The sequence below is a fragment of the Caproicibacter fermentans genome (genome assembly GCF_014303955.1).
GTDB lineage: Bacteria > Bacillota > Clostridia > Oscillospirales > Acutalibacteraceae > Caproicibacter > Caproicibacter fermentans.
Genome location: NZ_CP060286.1, coordinates 1025668 through 1050415 on the forward strand (window position 1 = coordinate 1025668; position 24748 = coordinate 1050415).

Below are 24748 nucleotides of genomic sequence, written 5' to 3' on the forward strand. Positions count from 1 at the left end.
AAAATTTGTCAGGCGTCGAATCCGGATGAGTCGTAGCCCATCATCCGCAGCGCGGACTGACGGTTGCGCCAGTTTTCCTTCACTTTTACCCAGAGCTGCAAATTCACCTTACAGCCGAAAAACTGCTCCATATCCTCGCGCGCATAGGTGCCGACCCGTTTCAGCATGTCCCCGCTTTTGCCAATGATGATCGCCTTATGGGATTCGCGCTCGCAGTATATGGTTGCGGTGATGTCGGTAATCCCGCCGCGGTCCGGCCGTTCCGCCATCCGTTCGACCACGACCCCGATCCCGTGCGGAATCTCAGCGCTCAGAAGCCGAAGAAGTTTCTCCCGCACAATTTCAGAGGCGATCACCCGTTCCGGCTGATCGGTCAGGGTATCGTCGTCAAAGAAATGCTCTCCGGGCTCCGCCAGGGCAAAAAGCTCCTTTTTCAGATCCTCAACTCCGCTGCCGGTCTTGGCTGACACGGGAACCACCGCCTCAAAATCATAAAGCCGGGTCACACCCGCAATCTGTTCCATCAGGGCAGTCTTGTCCTGCAGCAGGTCGATTTTGTTAATGGCCAGAATCGCCGGCATGTTCTGCGACCGGAACCGGTCGATCAGTTCCAGCGCGGAGCGGGAGGTTTTTCTTCCCGCTTCCACCACCAGCAGACAGGCATCCACGCCGGAAACGGATTCCAGAACGGAGCGCACCATAAATTCCCCCAGACGATTGCGAGGCTGAAGCAACCCGGGCGTGTCGATAAAAACAGTCTGCGTTTCTTCCTCCGTCAGGACGCCCATAATGCGTGTGCGCGTGGTCTGCGGCTTTTGTGAAACAATCGCTATCTTTTGCCCGAGCATGGAGTTCAAAAGCGACGATTTGCCTACGTTCGGCCTTCCGACAATCGCGATAAACGCTGATTTTTTACTTCCCTGTTCCACCAAAAAATCTCTCCCTATTTCCGTTTTTTCTTCTCCGCAGACGGTCGCGGATTCCAAGCGGTCCAAGCACGATATAAAAGACAGCAGCCGCCGTAAAGAGGGGCAGCAGCAAAAGCAGAATCGGATGCTGTGTAAAATGCCAAAGAATCTGCGCGAAAACATTTGGCTTCCAGAAAAGGCATACACCGACCGCAACGGAAAACACGGCGCACACAAGGACTCCGCCGGACGCCATGTCCTTCACGATGCGCACAACGGGGTTGAAGCTCGCCGCGTTCAAATCGCACAATTCTTCCGCAACCGTATTGAACAGCTCCGCCGCGAAAACCAGCGCAAAGGTTAAAAACAGTACGGCGTATTCAACCCGCGTCAAATGAAAAAAAAACGAAAACACAAACACATACAGCGCTATTGCTGTGTGTATCCGCATATTTCGCTCATTATTAATGCAGTAAACAATCCCGCGAAACGCGTACTTAAAGCTTTTTAAAAAGCGCAATCCTATTCCTCATCCTCGTCCAGAACATAACTGGCCGTGCTCGGCAGACCGAGCTGCATCATGACTTCTTCTTCCTTTTCGCGCATACGGACTCGCGCGATACCGCCCTTTTCGTGATCGTATCCCAAAAGGTGCAGCATGGAGTGCGCCGTCAGGTAACCGACCTCACGCTCCAGAGAATGCCCGTAACGATCCGCCTGTTCCACCGCCTTTTCCATGGAAAGGACAATATCCCCAAGAATTTTGGCACCGGTCGCATGGTTAATATCATAAACGCCGTTTTCGCCCATGGGGAAAGACAGCACGTCCGTCGCAGCATCCTTGTCTCGGTACTGCGCGTTCAGCTTCTGAATCTGCTCGTTGTCGACAAAAATCACGCTGATCTCCGCCGGGCCTTCGAATTTCTCCAGCTTCAACACGGCATTGCAGCAACGGCGTACCAGCATGCGCAGCCCGGTCGGTATTTTGACCGCTTTCTGCTTATTGTCAATAATCACTCTTATTTTCTCCAACTTCTATCGCCCCGCTTCTTCATTTTTTTCATATGCCTTAATAATATCCTGCACCAGACGGTGGCGCACAACGTCTTTTTCCGAAAAACGAACCTGTGCAATATCATCAATGCCCTTCAGAATATGAAGGACGTCGCGCAGCCCCGATTTTCTGCCGTCCGGCAGGTCGATTTGCGTGATATCGCCGGTGATCACCATCTTGGAATTAAAGCCCAGTCTTGTAAGGAACATCTTCATCTGCTCGGGCGTCGTGTTCTGCGCCTCATCCAGAATGATGAAGCTGTCGTCAAGCGTTCTGCCGCGCATATAGGCAAGAGGCGCGACCTCAATATTGCCGCGCTCGACATATTTCTGATAGGTTTCGGCACCCAGCATGTCAAAAAGAGCATCGTAGAGAGGACGCAGATAAGGGTCCACTTTCTGCTGCAAATCCCCCGGTAGAAAGCCCAGCTTTTCCCCGGCTTCCACGGCAGGGCGGGTCAGGATGATCCGATTGACCTCCTGCGCGCGAAACGCCTTGACAGCAAGCGCCACAGCCAGATAAGTTTTCCCCGTTCCCGCCGGCCCGACGCCGATTGTAATCGTATGGCTTTGAATCGCCTGGCAATAGCGCTTTTGCCCCAACGTTTTCGCCTTGACCGGTTTTCCTTTGGAGGTGATGCAGATGCAGTCGCCGGCGAGAGTTTCTATTTTGCTTTCACTTCCCTCGTTGACAAGGGAAATACAGTAGCGGACATTCTGTTCACTCAGCGCTTCTCCCCGGTTAATCAGCGACAGCAGACTCTCGATCGCGCGGACCGCCTTACCCACGCCGTCCGGCTCGCCGGAAACCTTCATTTCACCGCCGCGGTAGACGATGGAGACGCCGTACTCCTGTTCGATAATCCTGATATTTTCATCAAAACTGCCGAACAGTGCGACAGCCTGCTCCATGCGGTCTATATTGATCCTTTGTTCAAACATCCCATCACCTAAAGCCCTGAGCAGGAACAAAATTCCTGCCGGATAGATTTTAGTTTATTATAGCACAATTATAGGATTTCGTCACCATAAAATATACAAAATTATATTACGATTTTATTAATATTTCCGACTCTTTTGCAATGTTTTCCTCGCATTTCAGAGTGGCGGAATAAATAAGTGTTTCTTTTTCCGTCCTGTCGGATGCGGAGGAGCTTAAAATCTTTGTGCCCTGAGGCAGATTTTTTTCATATTCGGCGAGATCTTTTTTCGCCTCGGCGACAGCCTGCTGCCTTGTGACTGTTACGGGGACGGTGCGCATCCCGGTCCAGTCCTCCTCGTAAAGGCTGACGGGGAGAAGAGTGCCGAAAAGCCTGACATCCGTTTGTGTTCCTGAAACATCGCAATCTCCCTTCGGCTTTCCGGTCAGCGTAAGCGGGATATTAGCCCCAAACAGCCGCAGGCTCCTGCGAACCGCAGTGAAACCCGTGGATTGCCGAACGCTCCGCCGCAGCGGAATCCGAAACTCGCAGGAGCGAGAAGTTTCCGCGATGATTTCCGCCTTCGCATGAACGAACGTGCTTCCTCCGAATTCGTCTTCCACCACGCCGCTGACCAAAAGCTGTCCCTCTACCACGGCATCTCCTTTTTTTACCTGCGCCGTGCCGGAAAAATCCGGATTGCGACGATTTGCCCCGTCGACGCCGCTTTCACGTTGCAGACGCCGCTTTCCTGTTCAATCTCCGGGCGCTCCGTCTTTTCCTGAATACAGACCTGCATGGTGCAGCCCTGCGTATTAATGGTCATCCAACGGATCTTCGGAAACATCAGTATCAGCTTCTGTTCAATTCTTTTCGTGTCGACGTCTGAAATTCTTGCCCCGGGATAAAGACCGTTTTCGGTAAGCGCGGACAGCACCGCTCTGGAATCCAGCGTAGTATTTCCCGTGACATCGATGCACCAGACATGCAGGGAAAGCAGAATCAGAATCACGGTAAACGCGGCTGTTCCGAAAACAATCCCTCTGTGGGTGCGCGTTCTTCGAAGGAGAAACGGTACGCCCCGGCGTTCCCTGACGCGAAGGCGGCACCCGGCTTTGCGCGCCATAAAGCGCAGATTTCTGTACAGACCGGCGGAGACGCAGGCTCCGCTGTCGCTGCGGGAACTGATGTTCCACAGAATGATCCCGGACCTGGCGCAATAGCTGAAAAAGCGTTCCGGGCTGCCGCCGATCACCGAAAAACGGACATATCCCAGAATCCATCTGGTAATTTGAAGCGAAAACATCACAACACCTCAGACCAGAAATTCAATTCCCGTAAAAAAACCCGTTACCACAAGAGATTCCGCTGTAAGGCATTTGATCGTCAGGCCTCTTCCGGTGAAACGGACAACCAGTTTGCCCGTACGGATGCGAACCACGTCCGAGTCATACTCCAGCACACCGCTGCACCCGTCCACCACAGCTTCCGTATTCCCGTTAATCTCCATATGAGTTGGCATGCCGAGTCCGGCGCGAGCCAGCAAATTGTTTTTGTTCCCCAAAGTGATCCCCCGCTCCCGTTGTGATTACACCTAATGCTATGCGGAAAAAGGGGTAAATATCCGCAGGGACACATATACATAAACGATGGGGTGATTCATTATCATGAGGATTAAAACCGGAGCGCTGCTTCTCGCAGCGCTGACCGCCGCCTGCGCGCTGCTGATTTTCCCGGTACAAGCGGCACAGGGCGCAAAAAACGGCATCGGTTATTGTCTGGAAGTTCTTGTTCCCTCCCTTTACCCGTTCATGGTGCTTTCCGTTTTTATTGTTAAAAGCGGCCTTTCACGAAAAATCAGCGGGATCTTTGAGGGCCCCACCCAAAAGCTGTTCCGCCTGCCGGGCAGCGCGGCCCCCCACCGTGCTGATGAGCCTGATCGGCGGGTACCCCGCCGGGGCCCGCTCTGTCGCTTCCCTTTATGAAGACGGCGAAATCAGCCAAAAACAGGCAGAGCGTATGCTTGGGTTTTGCGTGAACGCGGGCCCGTCTTTTGTGATTACCGCCGTCGGCGCAGGTTTTTTAAAAAGCCCGCAGGCGGGCGCCATTCTGTTCGCCGCTCAGGGAATCGTTTTTCTGCTGCTTGGCATCGGCAGCGGGCTGACCGCAAAAAGAGAGGCACCGAAGCTCGGCGGAAAAAGGGCAAAAGCATACGGCGCGTCCCAGGCCCTGATTACATCCGCGGCCGATGCGGCTCACTCCACAATCAACATGTGCTGTTTTGTCATTTTGTTCGCAGCTTTGATGAATCTCATCAGGATGGGCTGTTCCGACCCGGCCCGCTCGGCAGCTCTTTCCGCTTTGCTGGAGGTAACGGGCGGATGCTCCGACCTGGCCCGTCTGGGCGTTCCCCCCTGGGTCTTTTCCGCCGCCATTGGCTGGGGAGGAATCTGTGTTCATTTTCAGGTTTTGTCGACCTTGACGGAACTGAAAATCAACAAAGCGCGTTTCGTTCTGTCCCGTTTCTTCCAGGCGGTTCTTTCCGCGGCCGTTTCCTGGGGTCTGATGCTTTTATTTCCGGAAACAGAGGCGGTCTTCTGCAGTTTTGCGGGTCCTGTCAGCGGCGCGCTTTCGGCCGCTCCTCCCGCTGCCGCCGCCCTCCTTGTTCTCTGCTCCGCTCTGCTGCTGAGTATTCCTCGGAAAGGGATGGAAATCGCGGAAAAGGGATGCTATAATGAAAGCATTATCAATCGGAAAACCGGAGGGATATGAAGATGTTCGGACGAAAAAAGAAACCGCTGTTTGGAAACGACATTCAGCCGGACTGCAGCTACTGCGTCCACGGCCCAGGACCGGCGGAGAACTGCGACTGCCGCCAGCCCGGCGAGGATGAAAACCCCGGATCATGCCGCGCGTTCCGATATGATCCTCTTCTTCGCGCGCCTTATGCGCCTCCGCCGCTAAAGAAACACGACCCGGGCGAATTTGAGCTATAAAAACGAGAACCGTCCTTTCCTGAGGCTGGAAAGGACGGCTTTTTTGAGTTTTTCAGAAAATTGAATTGATATCCTCCACCACTGCCGATTCAATCAAATGATTTCCCGCCATATCCTCCATAATACGGATAGCGTCCTCGTGCGATAATCCTCGTCGGTAGGGTCTGTCTTCCGTCAGGGCCTGATAAATATCCACACAGGCAAGAATTCTTGAATTAAAATCCAGCCGGTCTTCTCCGAATCCATACGGATACCCCGTCCCGTTCAGCTTCTCGTGGTGATTGGATGCCCATTCCGTAATATCTTCAAACCCATTGATCATCTCAAGGACTTTTCTGGTGTAATAAGGATGCGACTGGATCACACGGAATTCTTTTACGTCCAGCTTTCCCGGTTTATCCAGAATCTCATTCGGTACCGCCAGTTTTCCAAGGTCGTGCAGGTCGGCCGCAATCCTCATTTTCCAGTAGGTGGTATCGTCAAACTCATAGTACTGGCAAATCATCCCGACCTTTTCGCTGATTCCGCGGGAATGAGAACCGGTAAACGGGGATTTGGCATCGATGATGTTACTGAAAATCTGTGAAATCGTTCTGATCTTCTGAAAATCAAGTTCACGGGAAACCTTTGGCAGCATGGATACCAGAGAGCTTTGAACAAACATATCGTCCATTCCAAGCCAGAACTCCATGTATCTGCTCATCTCCAGAAACGCCTCGCGGACGACAGGGTCAAAAATGCGCGCTTCCCGATTGATCTGAGCAATGATTGTGTCCGAAGTATATCCGTACGCATACCGGATCGCCACACGGTCCGCGAGCGAAATCACGCGGGAATAGAGGGGAATGTCTCTTCCTGAGATGCCGAAAAAACCGCTTCCGTCATAATGCTCATGATGATACAGAATCACGTTCTTTTCCCGGTTCAGAAAAGGAAACGCGGCGATATTCTTTTCGCCCTCCACGCAATGCGCGGGGTTTGTCTCCGTATTGAATTTTTCGCGGGACGGCGAATCAAGCAAAGCCTTCATAACCCCGTTGTCATGAAGCAGGGAAAATGAAATCAAATCAAACAGATTCTCATCCGGCATGGAAAGCGAAAGCGCGATTCTGCCGGCGATATATGCTACCCTCATTCCATGATTATAGTTATTCCGAAGAACCCCTTTCTCCGCGAAGTCCAGCGTTCTGGATAAAGAAATCAGAAATTCATTCACATTTATTCGCATGATCTCAACATCCTAAAATCTTTTATAGCTAAAGTAATTATAACAGTTTTTTAGGTTTGATATTTCCACAATGTAGATTAAACGACAGCATTCGGCAATAAATGGAAAAAAATCTAACCCGATTTTTTGGAGATATTAACAAATGCGCCTTCTAATTTCAAAAAATCGGTTCATACTAAAGCAGAAGAGAAAGGAGGGATTTTCATGCAGCATTACGAAGATTTGTACGGTCTGATACGCCAGGACCCGGAAGCCGACCGGTATTTTCGTTCCCTTCCGAATTTCGTCCGCGAATCAATCAGCCAGCGGGCCCAAAGCATCAATTCCATAGAAAGCCTGCGTGACTACGCGGAAAATCTAACCAGGGACGACGAATAACATGCTGAGTCCAACGGGTCCGCAGGACCCTTTACCGCTGCGAACTACAAAAATTCCAGATTGCTTTCGCGGCTTCCGTCTCTCCATCTATTTCGGTCAGCAGCTTCTGTAAAATTTGCATCTTGGAACGGTAATGAGGGTCCGTGCCGACCGTTTTCAGCGCACCGCAGATTGCGTCGGCCTTCCAGCGCCGGGACGGAAGCCTGACGGCCGCCCCGAATGAAACAATATGCTCCAGATTGATCTGCTGCTCCGGCTGTACCGCAAACCCCACAACCGGAGTACCGCTTGCAACCGCCGTCTGAAGCGTCCCCTGTCCCCCGTGGCTCAGAACCACATCCGCCATTTTATTCACCTTCAGAGCCGGAACAAACGCGTCCGTCAGGTACAGGTCCGGGCTGCCGCCCGCAACGTTTTTCGCTTCCTGAAAAGGGCATACGGAAGGCGGGCACAGGACCACGGAGGTACAGTTTTCCATCCTCTTTAATGCGCGGATCGCCTCAAGTAAAAAATCTTTGCCTCCGGAAGAACCAAGCGTACAGAAAATTTTCAGCTTTCCGGAATCCGGTTTCAACCGCCTTTGTATTTCCGGATCAATCTCCGCATCCCGGGTCCCTTTCGGAAACAGCGGTCCCGTCACGGCAAAATTTTGCGGAAGTGGTTTTCCTTCATAAAAAACCGAAAAATCGTTGATGATCGTAAAATCCGACTTGAGCATATCGAAGAGATTCTCAGGTCGGTTTTCTTTCCCTCCCGCCAGTTCAAACGCCCTGACCAGATTCTTCTGACGCAGAAGCGGCATTTTCAATTTCAGGGATTTGGGAATAGCCGCCATGATTTTCATCCGGACCGTTTTTGGGAGCAGAGTCAGCGGCCCCACGAAATCCGGAAGGTCTTGAAGCAACCATGTAGAAAACGCTTTCGGTTCAAACGGAACCGGAAGATAACATATTTCCGGAGTACCGGTCAGCTTTGCCGCCATTCCTGCAACCGGCCAGAATCCGTGAATCACGAAATCCGGCCGAATCTCCAACATTGCTTCATATTCCCCGCGAAGCAGTTCGGCGGCCAGACCCGCATCCCCCACAAATTCAAGCGCCGAAGTCTTCAGATCCTGCCGGAATCCGACTCCCGGCAATGCGGGCTTTGCAGGTGTGACGGAAAAACCGGCTTCGGCGAAGGCTTCGTCAAAGCGTCCGCCGTGGCTTAGAAAGATAATTTCCGGGCTTAACCCCGGCGGGCACTGCCGCCTAAGTCCCCGCGCCAGCTCCAGCGCGCGAGTCGCTTCCCCGGCATCCTGGAACAAAGAACAAAAAACGATGCGTACCTTCTTTTTCCCCATTTTATAAATCGCCTTTCTGGCTCTCAGACGTGTCATTATATTTGTTTTCCAGAAGTATATATTACTCCGAGGTGATTGCATTATGATTATTTCCGGGAAAAAATTAAAAGTTCATCTGATCTCGATCCTGATTGCGGTCGGGGTTGGCGCACTAGCCGGTTTTCTGACCAGAAACGGTATGACTGCGTTTGAGGCACTGAAAAAACCGTCTTTGACGCCGCCCTCAGCAGTATTTCCCATCGTGTGGACCGTTCTTTATGTGCTGATGGGGATCAGCTCAGCCATGATTTATCAATCGGATTCCCCCGGCAGAAGAAACGCACTGATTTTCTATGCGGCTCAGCTTGCCGTCAACTTTTTCTGGACTATTTTTTTCTTTTCCCTGAAAGCCTACTGGTTTTCCTTTTTCTGGCTTCTTCTGCTTCTGGGCCTGATCATCGTCATGGTCGTGACGTTTTGGAAAATTAATAAATCCGCAGCGCTTCTGCAGCTGCCCTATTTGCTTTGGGTCTTTTTTGCCGGCTATTTAAACCTGATGATCGCCCTGTTGAACCGGACATAAGCGAAACGAATGCTCAGGGAAACAACCGTTTTGTTTTGGAAAAGCCTGTGATATAATGGAATAAAATTGTAGATAGGAGTATGGATACCATGGACAAAAAAACAATCCTGTTTGATTTTCCCGAAGGCTTTAAGGCGGATGAAACTCGCCGGGCAAAACTGCGGGGAATTGCGCCCGATGCCGAACTGATTTTTCAAGATAACAACGAGATCAATCAGGACTTGATTGCAAAGGTTAATATTCTGATTGGAATGCCGCGCCGGTCCATACTGAAATATGCTTCTAACCTTGAATGGCTGCAGCTTCTCAGCGCAGGAGCGGATCTGTATACCAAGCCCGGCGTCCTGCCCGACGGAGTCACCCTTACCAATGCCACAGGCGCCTACGGAAAATCCATGTCGGAATACATGATTTGTTCGGTGCTCAGTCTTCTTATGGATTTCCCCCATTACCGTGACAATCAGCGGCAGCATCAATGGAAAAGCAGCGGAAAATCGAGGCATGTCCTCGGTACCACCGCCCTTGTCGTCGGCCTTGGAAACATCGGCAGCGAATTCGCAAAACGGTACAAAGCGCTGGGCGGCAAAGTGATCGGCGTAAAACGCACACCGGGTGAAAAGCCCGATTATCTGGACGAGCTGTATACCGCCGACCGGCTGGACGAGCTTCTTCCCCGCGCGGATGTCGTCACCCTCAGCCTGCCGTCAACCGGCGAAACACAGCATTTGTTCGGCAAAGAAAAGATCGGCCTGATGAAACCCGACGCCGTTCTTGTCAATGTCGGTCGGGGAACCGCAGTCGATACCGATGCTCTCAGCAAAGCCCTTTATGCAGGAAAGCTTTATGGAGCCGCACTCGATGTTACGGACCCGGAGCCCCTGCCGGCGGAGCATCCGATCTGGGACGCGCCGAACACCATCATTACCCCGCACATCTCAGGCAGATGGGACGCCCGCGAAAACTTCGAACGGGTTTTTGAAATTATCTGTACAAACCTGTCCCGCTATTTTGATAACAAACCCTTGATCAATATCGTCGATCTGTCCACCGGTTACAAGAAGAACGACTGACGGAAAACAATTTGAAGCAATCCCTTCCTGCCCCCGGCTTCTTTGCCGGGGGAATTTATTTTCTGTTTTTTCATTAAAACGCGTTTTTTCGAAACAAATCACCTATCACGCTATAATTTGCAATACTATTTATATAAATTGTTTGACAAATTATTTTTAGATGATTATAATTTAAAAAGAAACGAGGTGTGGGAATGGATCGCAATGTCTACAGTATTGTGCTGCTGGAAGAATTGGTGGACGCGGTGGACCGCCTTGCGTGCGAACGGGGAATCAGCCGAAGCGGAATGATTAACCGAATCCTTGCGGACTACCTTTCCTGTGCCACTCCGGAAGAAAGAATCGGAAATATCTTCAGCTGTATGGAACAATATTTTTCAGCCGCGGAAAATTTTCAGGTGCGTTCCCGTCAAAGTGAGACCATGCTGACCATCCGCAGTTCCCTGAAATACCGTTATCATCCGACCGTTCGTTACGCGCTGGAGCTTTTTCGGGAGAATTCGAAGGCCATTGGAGAGCTGCGGGTCACCTTGCGTACAAAAAGTGCCGTGTTGGAAGATCTTCTGACCGAATTTTTCACTTTCCGGGGCAAAATGGAGCAGCGGTGGCTTGGAGCGCATTTCCCCGGCGACCATGTCCCGTATGAGATCGGACCCGGCCGCTTTACCAGAACTTTAGTCGCCCCCGCTTCCGAACAGGACCGAACGGCGGAAAAAACATCGGAAGCAATCTGCGACTATATTTTGGAATTTGACCGGGAATTGAAGCATTACTGCGCCGGTTCCGATTCTCCCATCAAAACGCAGGTAAAACTGGAATGGGAATATCAAAATCACATTAAGAAAAACATAATCATATAAAAATAAGTTTCAGACAGACAAAAGGGGGTTTGGGATTGATGGATACTCAGAAGTTTACTCAAAAATCACTGGAAGCGATTCAGCAGGCTCAGAATATTGCGATTGAAAACAGCAATATGCAGGTCGGGCAGGAACACCTGCTGCTGTCCCTGCTGACCCAGCAAAACGGACTGATTCCTCAACTGATTAAGAAAATGAGCATTGACTCGGAGGCCCTTATCCGTGATGCTCAGGAGCTGGTGAACCATCTGCCCGGCGTGACGGGTCCCGGCCGGGAACCCGGGAAAATTTATGTTTCCTCCGGTACGGACGCCGCTTTGACCGAGTCTGAACGCCTTGCGGAGCGGATGAAAGACGAATATGTTTCTGTGGAACATGTCATGCTCGCTCTGATTGACCGCCCGGATCCGGAAATCCGCAAGTTGTTCGATCGTTATGGGATCAACCGCAATTCTTTTCTCGCTGCGCTTTCCACGGTAAGGGGAAGCACGCGCGTCACCAGCGACAATCCGGAGGAAACCTATGACGCTCTGGCGAAGTACGCACAGGACCTGGTATCCCTTGCAAAGAACCACAAGCTGGATCCCGTCATCGGCCGTGACGATGAAATTCGCAACGTAATTCTGATTCTTTCCCGCAAGACAAAAAACAACCCCGTCCTGATCGGCGAACCCGGAGTCGGCAAAACCGCGATCGCAGAAGGTTTGGCGCAGCGCATTGTACGCGGAGACGTCCCGAACAGTATTAAGGACCACAAAGTGTTTTCCCTCGATATGGGCGCGCTCATCGCGGGCGCCAAATTCCGCGGCGAGTTTGAGGAGCGTTTGAAGGCCGTTCTGAACGAAGTCAAGAAGAGTGAAGGAAAAATCATCCTCTTTATTGATGAACTGCACACGATTGTAGGCGCCGGCAAAACGGAAGGGAGCATGGACGCCGGAAACCTGCTCAAGCCGATGCTCGCCCGCGGAGAACTGCACTGTATCGGCGCGACCACGCTGAACGAATATCATCAGTACATTGAGAAGGACGCGGCTCTGGAACGCCGGTTCCAGCCCGTCATGGTTGAGGAGCCGAGCGTGGAGGATACGATCTCGATTCTTCGCGGACTGAAGGAACGCTATGAGGTTTTTCACGGCGTGAAAATTCAGGATCAGGCGCTGATCGCTGCGGCGGTACTGAGCAACCGCTATATTTCGGACCGTTTTCTGCCCGATAAGGCCATCGATCTGATTGACGAAGCCTGCGCGATGGTCCGCACGGAAATCGACTCGATGCCGACCGAGCTGGACGATATTTCCCGCAGGATTATGCAGAGAGAAATCGAAGAGGCTGCTTTAAAGAAGGACTCGGATCCGCTTTCCAAAGAACATCTGGCACAAATTCAAAAAGAACTGGCGGATGAACGCGCCCGCTTTAAAGAAATGAAAGCGAAGTGGGAAAATGAAAAGCAGGCGATCAGCAAAGTGCGCGGACTCCGCGAGCAGATCGAGCAGGTTAACGCGGAAATTGAGAAAGCGGAACGGAATTACGACCTGAACAAAGCGGCGGAACTAAAGTACGGAAAACTTCCGGAGCTCGAAAAGCAGTTAAAAGCGGAGGAAGCGGTCGCGGAGAAAACTCAGAATTCCGATTCTCTTCTGCATGACCGCGTCACGGAAGACGAAATCGCGCGGATTGTCGGGCGCTGGACCGGAATCCCGGTGTCCCGCCTGGTGGAAAGCGAGCGGGAAAAGCTGCTGCGGCTCGGAGATATTCTTCATCAGCGCGTTGTCGGTCAGGACGAAGCGGTCCAAAAAGTGACGGATTCCATTCTTCGGTCGCGGGCGGGAATTCAGGATCCAAACAGACCGATCGGCTCGTTTTTGTTCCTAGGCCCCACCGGAGTCGGCAAAACGGAGCTGGCTAAGGCGCTGGCACAGGCACTATTCGACGACGAAAAGAACATGGTTCGAATCGACATGACGGAATATATGGAAAAATTCTCCGTATCCCGCCTGATCGGCGCCCCTCCCGGTTATGTCGGATACGAGGAAGGCGGCCAGCTGACGGAGGCCGTCCGCCGGCACCCGTATTCCGTGGTTCTGTTTGACGAAGTGGAAAAAGCCCACCCGGACGTCTTCAACATCCTGCTGCAGGTTCTGGACGACGGGCGGATCACCGACTCGCAGGGACGCACCGTCGATTTTAAAAACACCATTCTGATTCTGACCTCAAATCTCGGTTCGGACCGGATTCTGGAAGGGATCAATCAGGAAGGACAGATCAGCGAGGAAGCCAGAAGCCAGGTCACCGCATTGCTGAGGCGTCAGTTCCGTCCGGAATTTTTGAACCGGCTGGATGAAATCGTCTTCTACCGCCCTCTGACGCGGAAAGAAATAGACAAAATTGTAGACCTGCAGATCGCGGCGCTTCAAAAGCGTCTGAGCGGCAAACAACTCAGCGTACGCCTCACTCCCGCCGCAAGGGAATTTGTCGTAAACCGCGGCTATGATCCTGTTTACGGTGCAAGGCCGCTCAAGCGGCTGATTCAGAGCAATGTCGAAACGCTGATTGCCAAGATGATTCTCTCCTCCGCCTTGCCCCCCCAGACCGAGTTGATCATCGACAGCGACGGGGAACAGTTATTCCCCAAAACCGAAAAATAGCCCCCTCCCTACGGAGGGGCGAACGAAAAAGAGGACCGGCTTTTCAGCCGGTCCTCTTTTCACAGAAAGAAAAAATGTGCCATTCATGAGTCATGCCGAATTCCGCTGAGAAAATGATCTGTCCTGAAGGACGCCTGTTCCCATACCGCCGTCATGATCAAGCAAATGCAGGAGGCATTCAACCTGCACACGAAGCAAGCTGCTTTCACCGAGTACGCGGTCGCCGATCATAATGCTTAACAACAGAAGCTGAACGGCGGACTCCTTTGCCGCTGAATCATCTTCGTCTTCCGCATCTGCATGCGATGATGTGGAAAGGATGCGTTTGCTGAAGTCGTGGACAATCGGAGAACACATGACGCTGTAAGTAGGGCTGGTCAAGACCTGTATGATGAACTTGGCTTCATCTGCAGTTTCATAACTGAGATTGAGAAAACTTCTGACCCTGGATTCAAAATCCTCTTCCGGATCGGACAGAACCTGCAAAAGCCGCTCAAGCTCTCCTTCCAGATATAATCTGACGCATTCGACAACAATTTCATCTTTGTTTTTAAAATATTGATAAATGGAAGCTTCATTCATTTTTGCCTCGCCGGCCAATTTTTTTACAGGTGTTCTGTCAATTCCATTCTCTGAAAACGTTTTTATAAAACACTTCAGATACTCTTTTTTGCGTTCTTCCCGGTTCACTTCATTCCCTCCATTTCTTGCTTCTATTTTAATTGTATGACATAATAATTATTATACAAAAAAGAAAATAAATTATATTTTTCGATATTTTTTTGTTTTTCAAACATTTTTTAGCTTTTTCAAACCAATTCTTTTAAAAATAATTCTTATGATTCAATTTAAATCAAAATGGAAAGAAAATGATCAACAAATATGAAACATAAAAATTGTCTTCTATGCACAAATCTCAATTCACTCTGTAAAACGCAGGGAATTTCTTTCTGTGCCCCGCCGCTTATCTGTCCTGCTTCAACTTCCAAACAAATAAGCCCGTCTCTTGTCATAGTAAAATCCCCTTAGCGCAGTCTTGAAATCTTGTTGTTATTCCAAGTATCTGCCCCAAAGGGGATTATATCAATGCAAAGGCGGGTTTATTGGTTTTGGTTGTCCTGTTCCGTGTGAAATCAGCCTTTTGTCAGGCGCTCCACCTCGTCGGCCGCGTCAGAAAGCCACGGAGCTTCAATGTCCTCCGCATTCCCGGCATCGCACTCAGCGGAAACCTTCGGGTCCAAAGGACATCTGCCAAGAACTTTCAAGCCGAATTTCTGCGCCGTCTGTTCCAAATGGCTTTCTCCGAAAACAGTAATCTCTTTGCCGCAGTCCGGGCATTTGACATAGCTCATGTTTTCAACAATCCCAAGAATTGGAATATTCATCATTTTGGCCATGGAAACCGCCTTGGAAACAATCATGGAAACAAGCTCCTGCGGCGAAGTGACAATGACTATCCCATCCAAAGGAATAGACTGAAAGACCGTCAGCGGTACGTCGCCGGTTCCCGGAGGCATGTCGACAAACAGATAATTTACATCCTTCCAGACAACATCCGTCCAGAACTGCTTGACCACATTCGCAATAATCGGCCCGCGCCACACAACGGGAGCGTTCTCATCCTCCAGCAGCAGGTTGACGGAAATAACGTCGATTCCCGTGCGGGTTTTGACCGGAACAATTCCATTCTCGTTCCCCATCGCATGCTGATGAATCCCAAACACCTTCGGAATCGAAGGGCCTGTCACGTCAGCGTCCAGCACGCCGGTATGATACCCGCGACGGTTGAGCTGAACGGCCAGCAGGGAGGTAACCAGGCTTTTTCCCACGCCGCCCTTGCCGCTGACAACGCCGATGACCCGGTCTATTTTGCTCTGCGGGTTCGGCTTCGCCAAAAAATCCTGAGGTTCCGTGCGAGAAGAGCACGATTCCCCGCAGGAGGAACAGTCATGACTGCAGTTTTCTTCACTCATTAAAATAACTCCTTTTTTACAACATACGGGCTTCTTTTTCCTATTCTAAGATTCTATACTAAATTTGTCAACTAAAATTCCATTTTGATGCTTCGCAGAAACAGGTCGGAAAGAACGCGGTTCGGTTCTTCTCCCTGATTGATCACGCGGTTCACCGCGTCGCTGATGGGCAGCTCCGCCTGATATTGCCGCCCGAGCGTCAGCATCGCCTTTGTGGTCGCGACTCCTTCCGCAAGTTCGCCGTAGTCTTCGCCGCGCACAAACGCTTCGCCGAACCGGCGGTTGTGGCTGTAGGGCGAAAAAACAGTCGCTTCGTAATCCCCAAGATGAGCAAGGCCGTAGGCCGTAATTTCATTGCCGCCCATTTTTCGGATCAACCGGGCGATTTCTCTTGTCCCGCGCGACATCAGCGCCCCCTTTAATGCGGTTTTGTTCAGTCCGTCCAGCATCCCGGCGGCAATGCCGATGACGTTTTTAGAAGCCGCGCCAATCTCGTTGCCGATGAGGTCGTCCCCATAGTAAAAACGGATCAGGTCGCTGGAAAACGCATTCACCAGCTCCTTTTTCACCTGCATGGAGCGGCTGTCGATGACCATACAGTTTGGAATTCCGCGTGTAAAGTCCTGCACATGGCCCGGCCCGACCCAAACGGCAACCGGCGTATCCGGACGGTATTCCTCAAAAATCTGCGTCAGCCGCTTCCCTGTCCCCGCCTCCAATCCTTTCATGCAAAGCACTACGGTTTTTCCGGCAAGATCGCGGGAAGAGAGCTGTTCCATCAGGGAACGAAACGACTGCGCGCCGATTGATATGACAAGAATTTGAGATTTCAAGGCCGCGCCAAGGTCGGAAGTCAGGTTCATTTTCTCATCCAGAGTAACAAGCCCGTTCGTTCCGGTTTTTCGAAGCTCCGTAAACTTCCGGGAGCTTTCCCTTCCATATAATGTAATCTGATGCCCGATTCCATTCAGATACCATGCCAAGAAGCTTCCCCAGCGGCCGCAGCCGATGACGGAAATCTGCAAATAAATCCACCTCCCAGATTTAGTATATCAGTATCATAGCAAAAAAAACGGGGCCGGACAACCGCCCGCTCCCGTTTTTTCACGAAAGATTCTGTTTTCAGTCGAACACGCCGGTTGAAAGATACCGCTCGCCGGTGTCCGGCAAGAGCGCAACAATCAGCTTTCCTTTATTTTCGGGCCTCTTCGCAAGCCGGAGAGCCGCGAAAACCGCCGCGCCGGAAGAAATCCCGACTAAAAGCCCCTCGCTTTTCGCCAGACGGGCGGTCGTTTCGAACGCGTCTTCATTCGTCACCGTGATCACTTCGTCCAGAATCTTGACGTCGAGCGTTTCCGGTATAAAACCGGCGCCGATTCCCTGAATCCGGTGCGGGCCCGCTTTTCCCTGAGAAATCACAGGAGACCCCGCGGGCTCTACGCCAACCACCTTCACATTCGGATTGTGTTCTTTCAGCGCGCGTCCCGTACCGGAAACCGTTCCGCCGGTGCCGATGCCCGCGACAAAGAGGTCCACTTTGCCGTCGGTATCGCGCCAAATTTCTTCTCCGGTGGTTTTACGGTGCATCTCCGGATTCGCCCGGTTGATAAACTGACCCGGAATCAATGAATTCGGGATTTGGGCGTGCAGCTCGCTGGCTTTTTCAATCGCGCCTTTCATTCCCTTCGCGCCCTCCGTCAGGACAAGCTCGGCTCCCAGCGCCGCAACCAGGCGCCGGCGCTCCAGACTCATGGTGTCCGGCATGGTCAGAATCAGTCGATAGCCTTTCGCCGCCGCCACAAACGCAAGACCTACGCCGGTATTCCCGCTGGTCGGCTCAATCAGCGTGGTGTCCCGATTGATCAGACCCTTTTCTTCCGCATCCCGAATCAGCGCATAACCGACGCGGTCCTTTACGCTGGAAAGCGGATTAAAGGATTCCAGCTTCGCCGCAATGGTTGCCTGCACGCCTTTTTCTTTCTCAAAATTGGACAGTTCCAGCATCGGGGTATTGCCGATCAGTTCCGTCAGATTCTTTGCTATTTTCATCATTTTAGCGCTCCTTTTTCGTTGTTGGTTTTATTTCATAGTATTCATACTATTATTATATGTTATCGGCTTGCTATTATTATATGCAAGGAACGAAACAATGTCAAGCTTTTTTATGATTCTGATCAAATTTTATTCCGAGCATGAAAAAGGGACGGTCTCAAGCGGCCGTCCCGGTTCTTATCTGCCCGTTTTTATCATTCTATTCTAAATGGCGTTTGCAACGATTTCCGCCATTTTCCGGCACCCCGTCACGGTTTCTCCCTGCGCGGCGATGTCCTTTGTGCGGTACCCGCTTGTCAAAGCCGACTGAACGGCGGCTTCCACCGCCCGCGCTTCCTCCTCCATACCAAACGAGATTCTGAGCATCATTGCGGCGGAAAGAATCGTCGCCAGCGGATTCGCGGCGTCCCTGCCCGCGATATCCGGCGCGGAACCGTGAATCGGCTCATAGAGTCCGCGCGTCCCGTCCCCCAGCGACGCGGAGGGCAGCATTCCGATGGAACCGGCCGCCATGCTCGCCTCGTCGGAAAGAATGTCGCCGAACATATTTTCCGTGACGATGACGTCGAACTGTCCCGGATCGGAGACCAGCTGCATCGCGGCACTGTCCACCAGCTGGTCGCGGTACTCCACCTCCGGGAACCTCTCGCTCAGACGGTGCATCACGCTCCGCCACAGGCGGGAGGTGTCCAGTACATTGGCCTTATCCACGCTGACCAGCTTTTTCCGGCGTGTCATCGCCTGCCGGAACGCAATGACGCCGATCCGTTCAATCTCTTCCTCACTGTATTCCATTCGGTCAAACGCAGACTTTTTTCCGTTTTCCTTCGTTACTGTTCCCCGCTTGCCAAAATAGATCCCTCCGGTCAGTTCCCGAACCATCATCAGATCAATTCCGCCGTTTACGCGTTCTTCCCGCAGCGGGCAGGCCGCGGCCAGCTCCTGATACAAATAGGCGGGCCTCAGGTTTGCGAAAAGGCCCAGCGCGCTTCGGATACCCAGAAGGCCGCGTTCCGGGCGGTCTTCCACCGGAATCGAGTCCCATTTCGGTCCTCCGACCGCGCCGAGCAGAACCGCGTCGGCCTGTTTGCAAACCGCAATGGTATCTTCGGTCAGCGGCTTGCCGCAGTCGTCGATGGAAGCGCCGCCGATTAACGCCGGTTCAAAGCGAAACCGATGTCCGAATTTTTGTTCCACGCGTTTCAGCACCGTTACGGCGCCGTCCACGATCTCAGGTCCGATGCCGTCCCCTCTGAACAGTACAATCATTTTTTCCATAATCGTCACCCCGCGTATTCGTTTAGCATTTGCTCAACGAGTTTAAAAGCCCGTCCGCATTGATAATCTCACGGATAAATTCCGGAAACGGCTCCGCCTGATAGGTTTCTTCCCTTGTTTTATTTGTAATGACGCCGCTGTCGAAATCGATGGAAATTTCATCCCCTTGCCGGATGTTTTCGGCGGCCTGCGGGCATTCCAGAATCGCAAGGCCGATGTTGATGGAGTTGCGGTAAAAAATGCGCGCAAAACTTTTTGCGATGACACAGGATACCCCGCAGGATTTAATGGCGAGCGGCGCGTGTTCGCGGGAAGAGCCGCAGCCGAAGTTGCTGCCGCCGACAATGATGTCGCCCGGCCGCACCTTTTGCGCAAATGCCGCGTCGATGTCCTCCATGCAGTGTGAAGCCAGATGCTTCGGGTCGGAGCTGTTCAGATACCGGGCGGGAATAATGACGTCCGTATCAACATTGTCCCCGTAAACAAAGACCGTTCCGTTTGCCTGCATTTTCAGTTTCCCCCTTGTTCGATTTCTTCCGGTGATGCGATCCTGCCGAGAATGGCGGAAGCCGCCGCCACGGCCGGACCCGCAAGATAAATTTCTGAGCTTGGGTCCCCCATACGCCCGACAAAGTTCCGGTTTGTCGTTGCCACGGTGCGCTCGCCCGCCGCCAGAATTCCCATATAACCCCCAAGGCACGGCCCGCAGGTGGGCGTGGAAACGGCGCAGCCCGCCTCAATAAAGGTATCGAGGTAGCCAAGGCGCATCGCTTCCCGGTAAATGTGCTGTGTCGCCGGAATGACGATCACCCGGACATTTTCCGCAACCTTTCTTCCTTTGATGATCTCTGCGGCGGTTGCGAGGTCGCTCAGCCTGCCGTTGGTGCAGGAACCGATGACCACCTGATCAATAGCGATATCGTTCACTTCATCCGCGGGTTTCGTATTGGACGGCAGGTGCGGGCACGCCACGACGGGGCGAAGCTCTGAAAGGTCAATTTCCACCGTTTTTTCGTATGGAGCGTCCGCGTCGGCTTCGTAAACTTGATATTCCCGATTCACGCGGCCCTTCATGTACGCGATTGTCGCTTCGTCCACCGGAAAAATCCCGTTTTTTGCCCCTGCTTCAATCGCCATATTCGCAATGGCAAAGCGGTCGTCCATCGAGAGGGCCGCAACGCCGTCTCCCGTAAACTCCAGCGATTGATATCTTGCCCCATCCACGCCGATCATCCCGATCAGCGTTAAGACCACATCTTTTCCGCCGATCCATTTTTTCGGTTGCCCGGTCAAACGCACGCGGATCGCGGAAGGGACCTTAAACCAGCACTCCCCCGTCGCCATGCCCGCCGCCATATCGGTGGAACCGACTCCGGTGGAAAACGCGCCGAGCGCCCCATAGGTGCAGGTGTGGGAATCAGCGCCGATGACGGCTTCCCCCGCCGCGACAAGGCCCTGCTCCGGCAGCAGCGCGTGCTCAATTCCCATCTGGCCCACATCATAGAAATGCGTGATTCCGTTGCATTTGGCAAATTCGCGGCACTGTTTGGACTGCTCCGCGGCTTTGATGTCTTTATTCGGTGTGAAATGATCCAGAACAATCGCGATTTTATCACGGTTGAACACACCGCTTAACCCGTGCTTTTCAAATTCATTGATTGCGACGGGCGTGGTAATATCGTTGCCGAGAACCAGATCGAGCTTTGCGCGGATCAACTGGCCCGCCCGAACTTCGGGCAGACCCGCATGGTCCGCCAGGATTTTCTGCGTCATTGTCATTGCCATGCTGTGTTCCTCCTTAATCCATCCGTGATTCCATACGGTTTAACGCGTTGACATACGCCGCGAGGCTGGCGCCGATGATATCAACATTGAGCCCTCTGCCGCTGACAATCGTCCCCGCCGAATTTTTCAGCCGGACGACAACTTCGCCGAGCGCGTCGTCGCCTTCCGTCACCGCCTGAATTGAAAAATTCTCCAATGTGTAATCCTTCCCCGTCACCGCGTCGATTGCGGAAAGGGCCGCGTTGACCGGACCGGCCCCGATTCCGGTCCCTTCCACGACTTTCTTTTGCCCCGATTCCACGACCCCCAATTTTACCATAGCGGAAGCGGAGTTCACGGAGCTTGTGTTGACCACATAGGATTCCAGTGTGTAAATTTCCTCGATTTTCATCTTCGCCGCGCCGGAGAGCAGCGCCTCCAAATCAAGGTCAGTAACGTTTTTCTTCAGGTCGGCCAGCTTCTTGAAAGCTGAAAAAGCCTCCGACAGGGCCTCCGAAGAAAGTGCATAGCCGAGTGACTTCAGTTTTTCTTCAAACGCGTGACGCCCGGAGTGCTTGCCGAGAACCATCGTATTATGGGAAATTCCAACGCTTTCCGGCGTCATGATTTCATACGTCAGGCGATCATTCAGCACGCCGTGCTGGTGGATTCCCGCCTCGTGCGCAAACGCGTTCGCGCCCACAATCGCCTTGGTCGGCCCGATCGGCACGCCGGTAATCGCAGAGAGCTTTTTACAGGTTTTATAAATCTTTGTCGTATCCACGCCGGCCGCCGCCTGATAATAGGATTGCCGGGTTCTCAGCGCCATTACGATTTCCTCCAGAGAGGCGTTCCCGGCACGTTCGCCGATGCCGTTCACCGTGCATTCCACCTGAGTTGCCCCCGCCCGCACGGCGGCAAGTGAATTCGCGACCGCCATGCCGAGGTCGTCGTGGCAGTGGACGGAAATTTCCGCCTTTTCAATGCCCTTTACATTCTCTTTCAAATACGCGATCAGATCGTACATTTCCTGCGGCGTCACATATCCCACCGTATCCGGTACATTGATGACATTTGCGCCGTTCGCAATCGCCGTTTCGTAAACCTTCACAAGGAATTCCCAGTCCGTGCGGCTCGCGTCCTCCGCGGAAAACTCAATATCCTCCACCAGAGTTTTCGCGTAGCGGACCATTTCGCCGGTCTGGCGCAGCATTTCCTCCCGCGTCATGTGCAGCTTGTGCTGCAGATGAATGTCGGAGCTTGCGAGAAACACGTGGATGCGCGGTTTTTTTGCTTTCTGAACCGCGTCAAACGCGGTGTCGATATCCGATTTTGTCGCGCGCGCCAGACTCGCCACCGTTGTTTTCTGCAAAACATCGGCAATCTGCCGGACGGATTCAAAATCCTCCGGGGATGAGACCGCGAAACCGGCCTCGATCACATCGGCTCCCAGTTCTTCCAGCTGTGCCGCCATTTCCAGCTTCTCCCCCAGATTCATGCTGCACCCGGGGCTTTGCTCGCCGTCGCGCAGGGGTTGTGTCAAAAATCTTGATTCTTCTCATGGATTCTGTCATACGATTGCCTCCATCCGTCAAAATGATTTCATCACGATTTGCAGAATCGGGGAAAACAAAAAACACCGTCGTCTCAAAAAGAGACGACGGTGAAATCCTGTCGCGGTACCACTCTTTGTTGGCATTGTTTCCAATGCCCACTCGGCCTGCATCCATCAATGCAGTTCTCCTGTAACGGGGAGAAACCGTTCCGCTCTACTGGGTATGAAAACCGTTCGGCAGACTGCTCTAAGGTGAGTTATACATCTGCCCGGCACCGTTTCGCAGCAAACAACGGCTCTCTGAAACTCGGTTGCAGATGCTTTGATCCCTATCAACGCATTCCGTGATTCAATTTAATTGGCATTATAGCGTAGAAACTGCCGGCTGTCAAGAGATTTTAATAAATCATTAAAATTTTCAATACATTTTCACAAGAAGACACAATCAGACGTCATTCCCGTCTTCAACGCTGATCTCGTTGAATCGTTCGGTCAGATCGTGGATTTTCAGGGCATTCTTTTCCCCGTCGCAGACGTCCAGAACCGCTTTCCCGCGGTGCATCATCACAAGACGGTCGCCGTAAGCCAGGGCAAAACGGAGGTTGTGCGTCACCATCAGGGCCGTCAGCCGCTTCTCCCTGACAAAACGCCGCGTCAGTTCCATCACATTTTCACTGGAAGAAGGGTCGAGCGCAGCCGTGTGCTCGTCGAGAATCAGCAAATCGATCGGCGTCATCGTGCAAATCAGAAGGGCCAGCGCCTGCCGCTGGCCGCCCGAAAGGTTCGCGACCGGCAGGTCGAGCTGATCCTCCAGCCCCAGCTTCAGCAGTTCCAATCTGGAACGGTACTCGTCGATCTTCTTCCGGCTGACCCCGCGGGAAAGCCCGTAGCGTTTTCCCTTCCGGTCGGCAAGGGAGAGATTTTCCAGAATCGTCAGCTGCGGGCAGGTGCCGAGCGACGGGTCCTGAAACACGCGGCCGATTCGCCGGGAACGCACATGCTCCGGCTCGCGGGTAATCTCTCTGCCGCCGAGAAAAATGTTGCCCGCGTCCGGCGTTTCCCCGCCGCAAAGGAGGTTCAAAAGGGTCGTTTTTCCGGATCCGTTGCTTCCGATGATACAGACGAAACGGCCTTGAGGGACCGAAAGGTCAAAATGATCGAACAGCTTCAGTTCACTGACCGTCCCGCTGTGAAAGGTTTTATCGATCTGCCGGAATTCCAGCAGCGGTTCAGACTTCCGTTCGACTGACATGTTTCTTCCTCCTTCCTGTCGGCACCGTTTTGTAGGCTACCAGAACGACGGTCAGCAGCACCGCCATTAACAGCTTCATGTAGTTGGTCGGCAGGCCCATCTGCAGCGCGGCTACCAGAACGCCGCGGTACAGAACCGCGCCCAGGATGACTGCCGTTGTGGAACGCAGAAACCGGATGCCGGAAAAAATATTGACCCCCACAATGACTGCCGCAAGGCCCAGAACGATCATGCCGGTCCCGCTGTAGATATCGGCGGACTCCTCCCGCTGGCAGAGGATGCACCCGGAAAGCGCAGCAAGGCCGTTGCCGAGCATCAGACCCAGAATTTTCATATTGCCCGGGTCCTTTCCAAGCGAAACGACATACCGCGGATTGTTCCCGGCGGCACGCAGCAAAAGGCCGGATTTTGTTTTTAAATATTCATCGAGCAACAGCTTAACGAACAGGCAGGAAATAAACGCGACCACAAGCGCCCGCAGGCTGTTATGGGAATCCGAAATCAGCGCCGCCGGGCCGGAAGTGTAAATGGTCGGCTGGTTGTAAAACGGCGTGACCGCGCTGCCGGAAGTAACGGCAAGATTGACGCTCCACAAGGCCGTCATGACCAGAATTCCGGAAAGCAGGTCGGTGATGTGCAGTTTCACATGCAGAAGACCCGTCACGCCGCCCGCGGCCGCCCCGCACGCAAACGCCGCCATGCAGGCAAGCCACGGATTCAGTCCGGAGGCGATCATCACGCCAGCCACGCAGGAACCGAGCGGGAACGTCCCCTCGACCGAAAGGTCCGGAAAATTCAGCACCTGATACGTCACATAAATTCCGAGCGCCATGATGCCGTAGACAAAGCCCTCCTGCAGCACGCCGGTCAGCAGTCCCAAAAACACATCCAATGCCATCAGCCTCCCGATTG

General features: G+C 52.7%; 26 protein-coding genes, 1 pseudogene and 1 other annotated feature. Of the genes and pseudogenes, 8 read left to right on the forward strand and 19 right to left on the reverse strand.

What is annotated here, in order from left to right:
• Window positions 1-8: 8 nt before the first annotated feature.
• The 7 genes from era to HCR03_RS05110 form a co-directional block, all read right to left on the reverse strand.
• Window positions 9-932, reverse strand: coding sequence for a GTPase Era (era, locus tag HCR03_RS05085; protein WP_066647841.1), 924 nt, complete (start codon window positions 930-932; stop codon window positions 9-11).
• Entirely contained in the window at window positions 913-1428 is a 516-nt protein-coding gene (locus HCR03_RS19675; RefSeq protein WP_228725107.1) for a diacylglycerol kinase family protein, read from the reverse strand. The genes era and HCR03_RS19675 overlap by 20 nt, the downstream gene beginning before the upstream one ends.
• 2 nt (window positions 1429-1430) lie before the next feature.
• Window positions 1431-1940, reverse strand: coding sequence for an rRNA maturation RNase YbeY (ybeY, locus tag HCR03_RS05090; RefSeq protein ID WP_066647846.1), 510 nt, complete (start codon window positions 1938-1940; stop codon window positions 1431-1433).
• Between the two features lie 3 nt (window positions 1941-1943).
• The gene (locus HCR03_RS05095; protein ID WP_066647848.1) at window positions 1944-2903 is read right to left on the reverse strand and encodes a PhoH family protein; all 960 of its coding nucleotides are present in this window, start codon (window positions 2901-2903) and stop codon (window positions 1944-1946) included.
• Between the two features lie 106 nt (window positions 2904-3009).
• On the reverse strand, window positions 3010-3537 hold the full coding sequence (locus HCR03_RS20050) for a sporulation protein YqfD (protein WP_187036961.1): 528 nt from the start codon (window positions 3535-3537) through the stop codon (window positions 3010-3012).
• Window positions 3538-3551: 14 nt separating this feature from the next.
• The gene (locus HCR03_RS20055; protein ID WP_187036963.1) at window positions 3552-4187 is read right to left on the reverse strand and encodes a sporulation protein YqfD; all 636 of its coding nucleotides are present in this window, start codon (window positions 4185-4187) and stop codon (window positions 3552-3554) included.
• A 9-nt stretch (window positions 4188-4196) separates the two neighbouring features.
• Window positions 4197-4445 (reverse strand): YabP/YqfC family sporulation protein, encoded by a 249-nt coding sequence (locus HCR03_RS05110; RefSeq protein ID WP_066647855.1) that lies wholly within the window; start codon window positions 4443-4445, stop codon window positions 4197-4199.
• A gap of 103 nt (window positions 4446-4548) precedes the next feature.
• Here HCR03_RS05110 and HCR03_RS05115 point away from each other — a divergent pair, with 103 nt between their 5' ends.
• The 3 genes from HCR03_RS05115 to HCR03_RS05125 are packed head-to-tail and all read left to right on the forward strand — an operon-like array spanning window position 4549 to window position 5877.
• Window positions 4549-4866: a hypothetical protein gene (locus HCR03_RS05115; protein WP_187036965.1), complete on the forward strand. Its 318-nt coding sequence runs from the start codon at window positions 4549-4551 to the stop codon at window positions 4864-4866.
• Window positions 4805-5653: a sporulation protein gene (locus tag HCR03_RS05120; protein ID WP_187036967.1), complete on the forward strand. Its 849-nt coding sequence runs from the start codon at window positions 4805-4807 to the stop codon at window positions 5651-5653. The genes HCR03_RS05115 and HCR03_RS05120 overlap by 62 nt, the downstream gene beginning before the upstream one ends.
• Before the next feature lie 2 nt (window positions 5654-5655).
• Complete coding sequence (locus tag HCR03_RS05125; protein ID WP_066647860.1) at window positions 5656-5877, forward strand: hypothetical protein; 222 nt, start codon at window positions 5656-5658, stop codon at window positions 5875-5877.
• 52 nt (window positions 5878-5929) lie between these two features.
• Here HCR03_RS05125 and HCR03_RS05130 read toward each other — a convergent pair whose 3' ends face one another.
• Window positions 5930-7105, reverse strand: a complete 1176-nt coding sequence (locus HCR03_RS05130; RefSeq protein WP_066647862.1) for an HD domain-containing phosphohydrolase — start codon at window positions 7103-7105, stop codon at window positions 5930-5932.
• A gap of 204 nt (window positions 7106-7309) precedes the next feature.
• Here HCR03_RS05130 and HCR03_RS05135 point away from each other — a divergent pair, with 204 nt between their 5' ends.
• Complete coding sequence (locus HCR03_RS05135; protein ID WP_166525081.1) at window positions 7310-7483, forward strand: hypothetical protein; 174 nt, start codon at window positions 7310-7312, stop codon at window positions 7481-7483.
• 31 nt (window positions 7484-7514) lie between these two features.
• Here the strand turns inward: HCR03_RS05135 and HCR03_RS05140 are convergent, their stop codons facing one another.
• The gene (locus tag HCR03_RS05140) at window positions 7515-8825 is read right to left on the reverse strand and encodes a glycosyltransferase (protein ID WP_187036969.1); all 1311 of its coding nucleotides are present in this window, start codon (window positions 8823-8825) and stop codon (window positions 7515-7517) included.
• Window positions 8826-8907: 82 nt separating this feature from the next.
• Between HCR03_RS05140 and HCR03_RS05145 the strand changes: the two genes are divergently transcribed.
• From HCR03_RS05145 to clpB, 4 genes are all read left to right on the forward strand, one after another.
• Window positions 8908-9387, forward strand: a complete 480-nt coding sequence (locus tag HCR03_RS05145; protein WP_187036971.1) for a TspO/MBR family protein — start codon at window positions 8908-8910, stop codon at window positions 9385-9387.
• Between the two features lie 89 nt (window positions 9388-9476).
• Window positions 9477-10457: a D-2-hydroxyacid dehydrogenase gene (locus tag HCR03_RS05150; RefSeq protein WP_187036973.1), complete on the forward strand. Its 981-nt coding sequence runs from the start codon at window positions 9477-9479 to the stop codon at window positions 10455-10457.
• A gap of 194 nt (window positions 10458-10651) precedes the next feature.
• A complete protein-coding gene (locus HCR03_RS05155) occupies window positions 10652-11317 on the forward strand; it encodes a ribbon-helix-helix domain-containing protein (protein ID WP_187036975.1) in 666 nt (221 codons plus the stop codon).
• A gap of 38 nt (window positions 11318-11355) precedes the next feature.
• Entirely contained in the window at window positions 11356-13962 is a 2607-nt protein-coding gene (gene clpB, locus HCR03_RS05160; RefSeq protein ID WP_187038013.1) for an ATP-dependent chaperone ClpB, read from the forward strand.
• 90 nt (window positions 13963-14052) lie between these two features.
• Here clpB and HCR03_RS05165 read toward each other — a convergent pair whose 3' ends face one another.
• From HCR03_RS05165 to HCR03_RS05210, 10 genes and pseudogenes are all read right to left on the reverse strand, one after another.
• Window positions 14053-14652 carry a TetR/AcrR family transcriptional regulator gene (locus tag HCR03_RS05165; protein WP_066647878.1) on the reverse strand — a complete coding sequence of 200 codons (600 nt, stop codon included), beginning with the start codon at window positions 14650-14652 and terminating at the stop codon, window positions 14053-14055.
• Between the two features lie 443 nt (window positions 14653-15095).
• Window positions 15096-15935, reverse strand: a complete 840-nt coding sequence (locus HCR03_RS05170) for an Mrp/NBP35 family ATP-binding protein (protein ID WP_187036977.1) — start codon at window positions 15933-15935, stop codon at window positions 15096-15098.
• Between the two features lie 71 nt (window positions 15936-16006).
• On the reverse strand, window positions 16007-16960 hold the full coding sequence (locus tag HCR03_RS05175; protein WP_066647883.1) for an NAD(P)H-dependent glycerol-3-phosphate dehydrogenase: 954 nt from the start codon (window positions 16958-16960) through the stop codon (window positions 16007-16009).
• 97 nt (window positions 16961-17057) lie between these two features.
• A complete protein-coding gene (gene cysK / locus HCR03_RS05180) occupies window positions 17058-17987 on the reverse strand; it encodes a cysteine synthase A (RefSeq protein WP_276529914.1) in 930 nt (309 codons plus the stop codon).
• A 204-nt stretch (window positions 17988-18191) separates the two neighbouring features.
• Window positions 18192-19265, reverse strand: coding sequence for a 3-isopropylmalate dehydrogenase (gene leuB / locus HCR03_RS05185; protein ID WP_187036979.1), 1074 nt, complete (start codon window positions 19263-19265; stop codon window positions 18192-18194).
• A gap of 22 nt (window positions 19266-19287) precedes the next feature.
• Complete coding sequence (gene leuD / locus HCR03_RS05190) at window positions 19288-19773, reverse strand: 3-isopropylmalate dehydratase small subunit (protein WP_066647892.1); 486 nt, start codon at window positions 19771-19773, stop codon at window positions 19288-19290.
• Between the two features lie 2 nt (window positions 19774-19775).
• The gene (leuC, locus tag HCR03_RS05195) at window positions 19776-21050 is read right to left on the reverse strand and encodes a 3-isopropylmalate dehydratase large subunit (RefSeq protein WP_187036981.1); all 1275 of its coding nucleotides are present in this window, start codon (window positions 21048-21050) and stop codon (window positions 19776-19778) included.
• Window positions 21051-21063: 13 nt separating this feature from the next.
• Window positions 21064-22603 (reverse strand): annotated as a pseudogene (locus HCR03_RS05200) (2-isopropylmalate synthase).
• A gap of 76 nt (window positions 22604-22679) precedes the next feature.
• Window positions 22680-22929 (reverse strand) — a binding site (T-box leader).
• 100 nt (window positions 22930-23029) lie between these two features.
• On the reverse strand, window positions 23030-23836 hold the full coding sequence (locus HCR03_RS05205; RefSeq protein WP_228725109.1) for an ABC transporter ATP-binding protein: 807 nt from the start codon (window positions 23834-23836) through the stop codon (window positions 23030-23032).
• The gene (locus HCR03_RS05210) at window positions 23814-24722 is read right to left on the reverse strand and encodes an ABC transporter permease (RefSeq protein ID WP_228725179.1); all 909 of its coding nucleotides are present in this window, start codon (window positions 24720-24722) and stop codon (window positions 23814-23816) included. The genes HCR03_RS05205 and HCR03_RS05210 overlap by 23 nt, the downstream gene beginning before the upstream one ends.
• Window positions 24723-24748 lie beyond the last annotated feature (26 nt).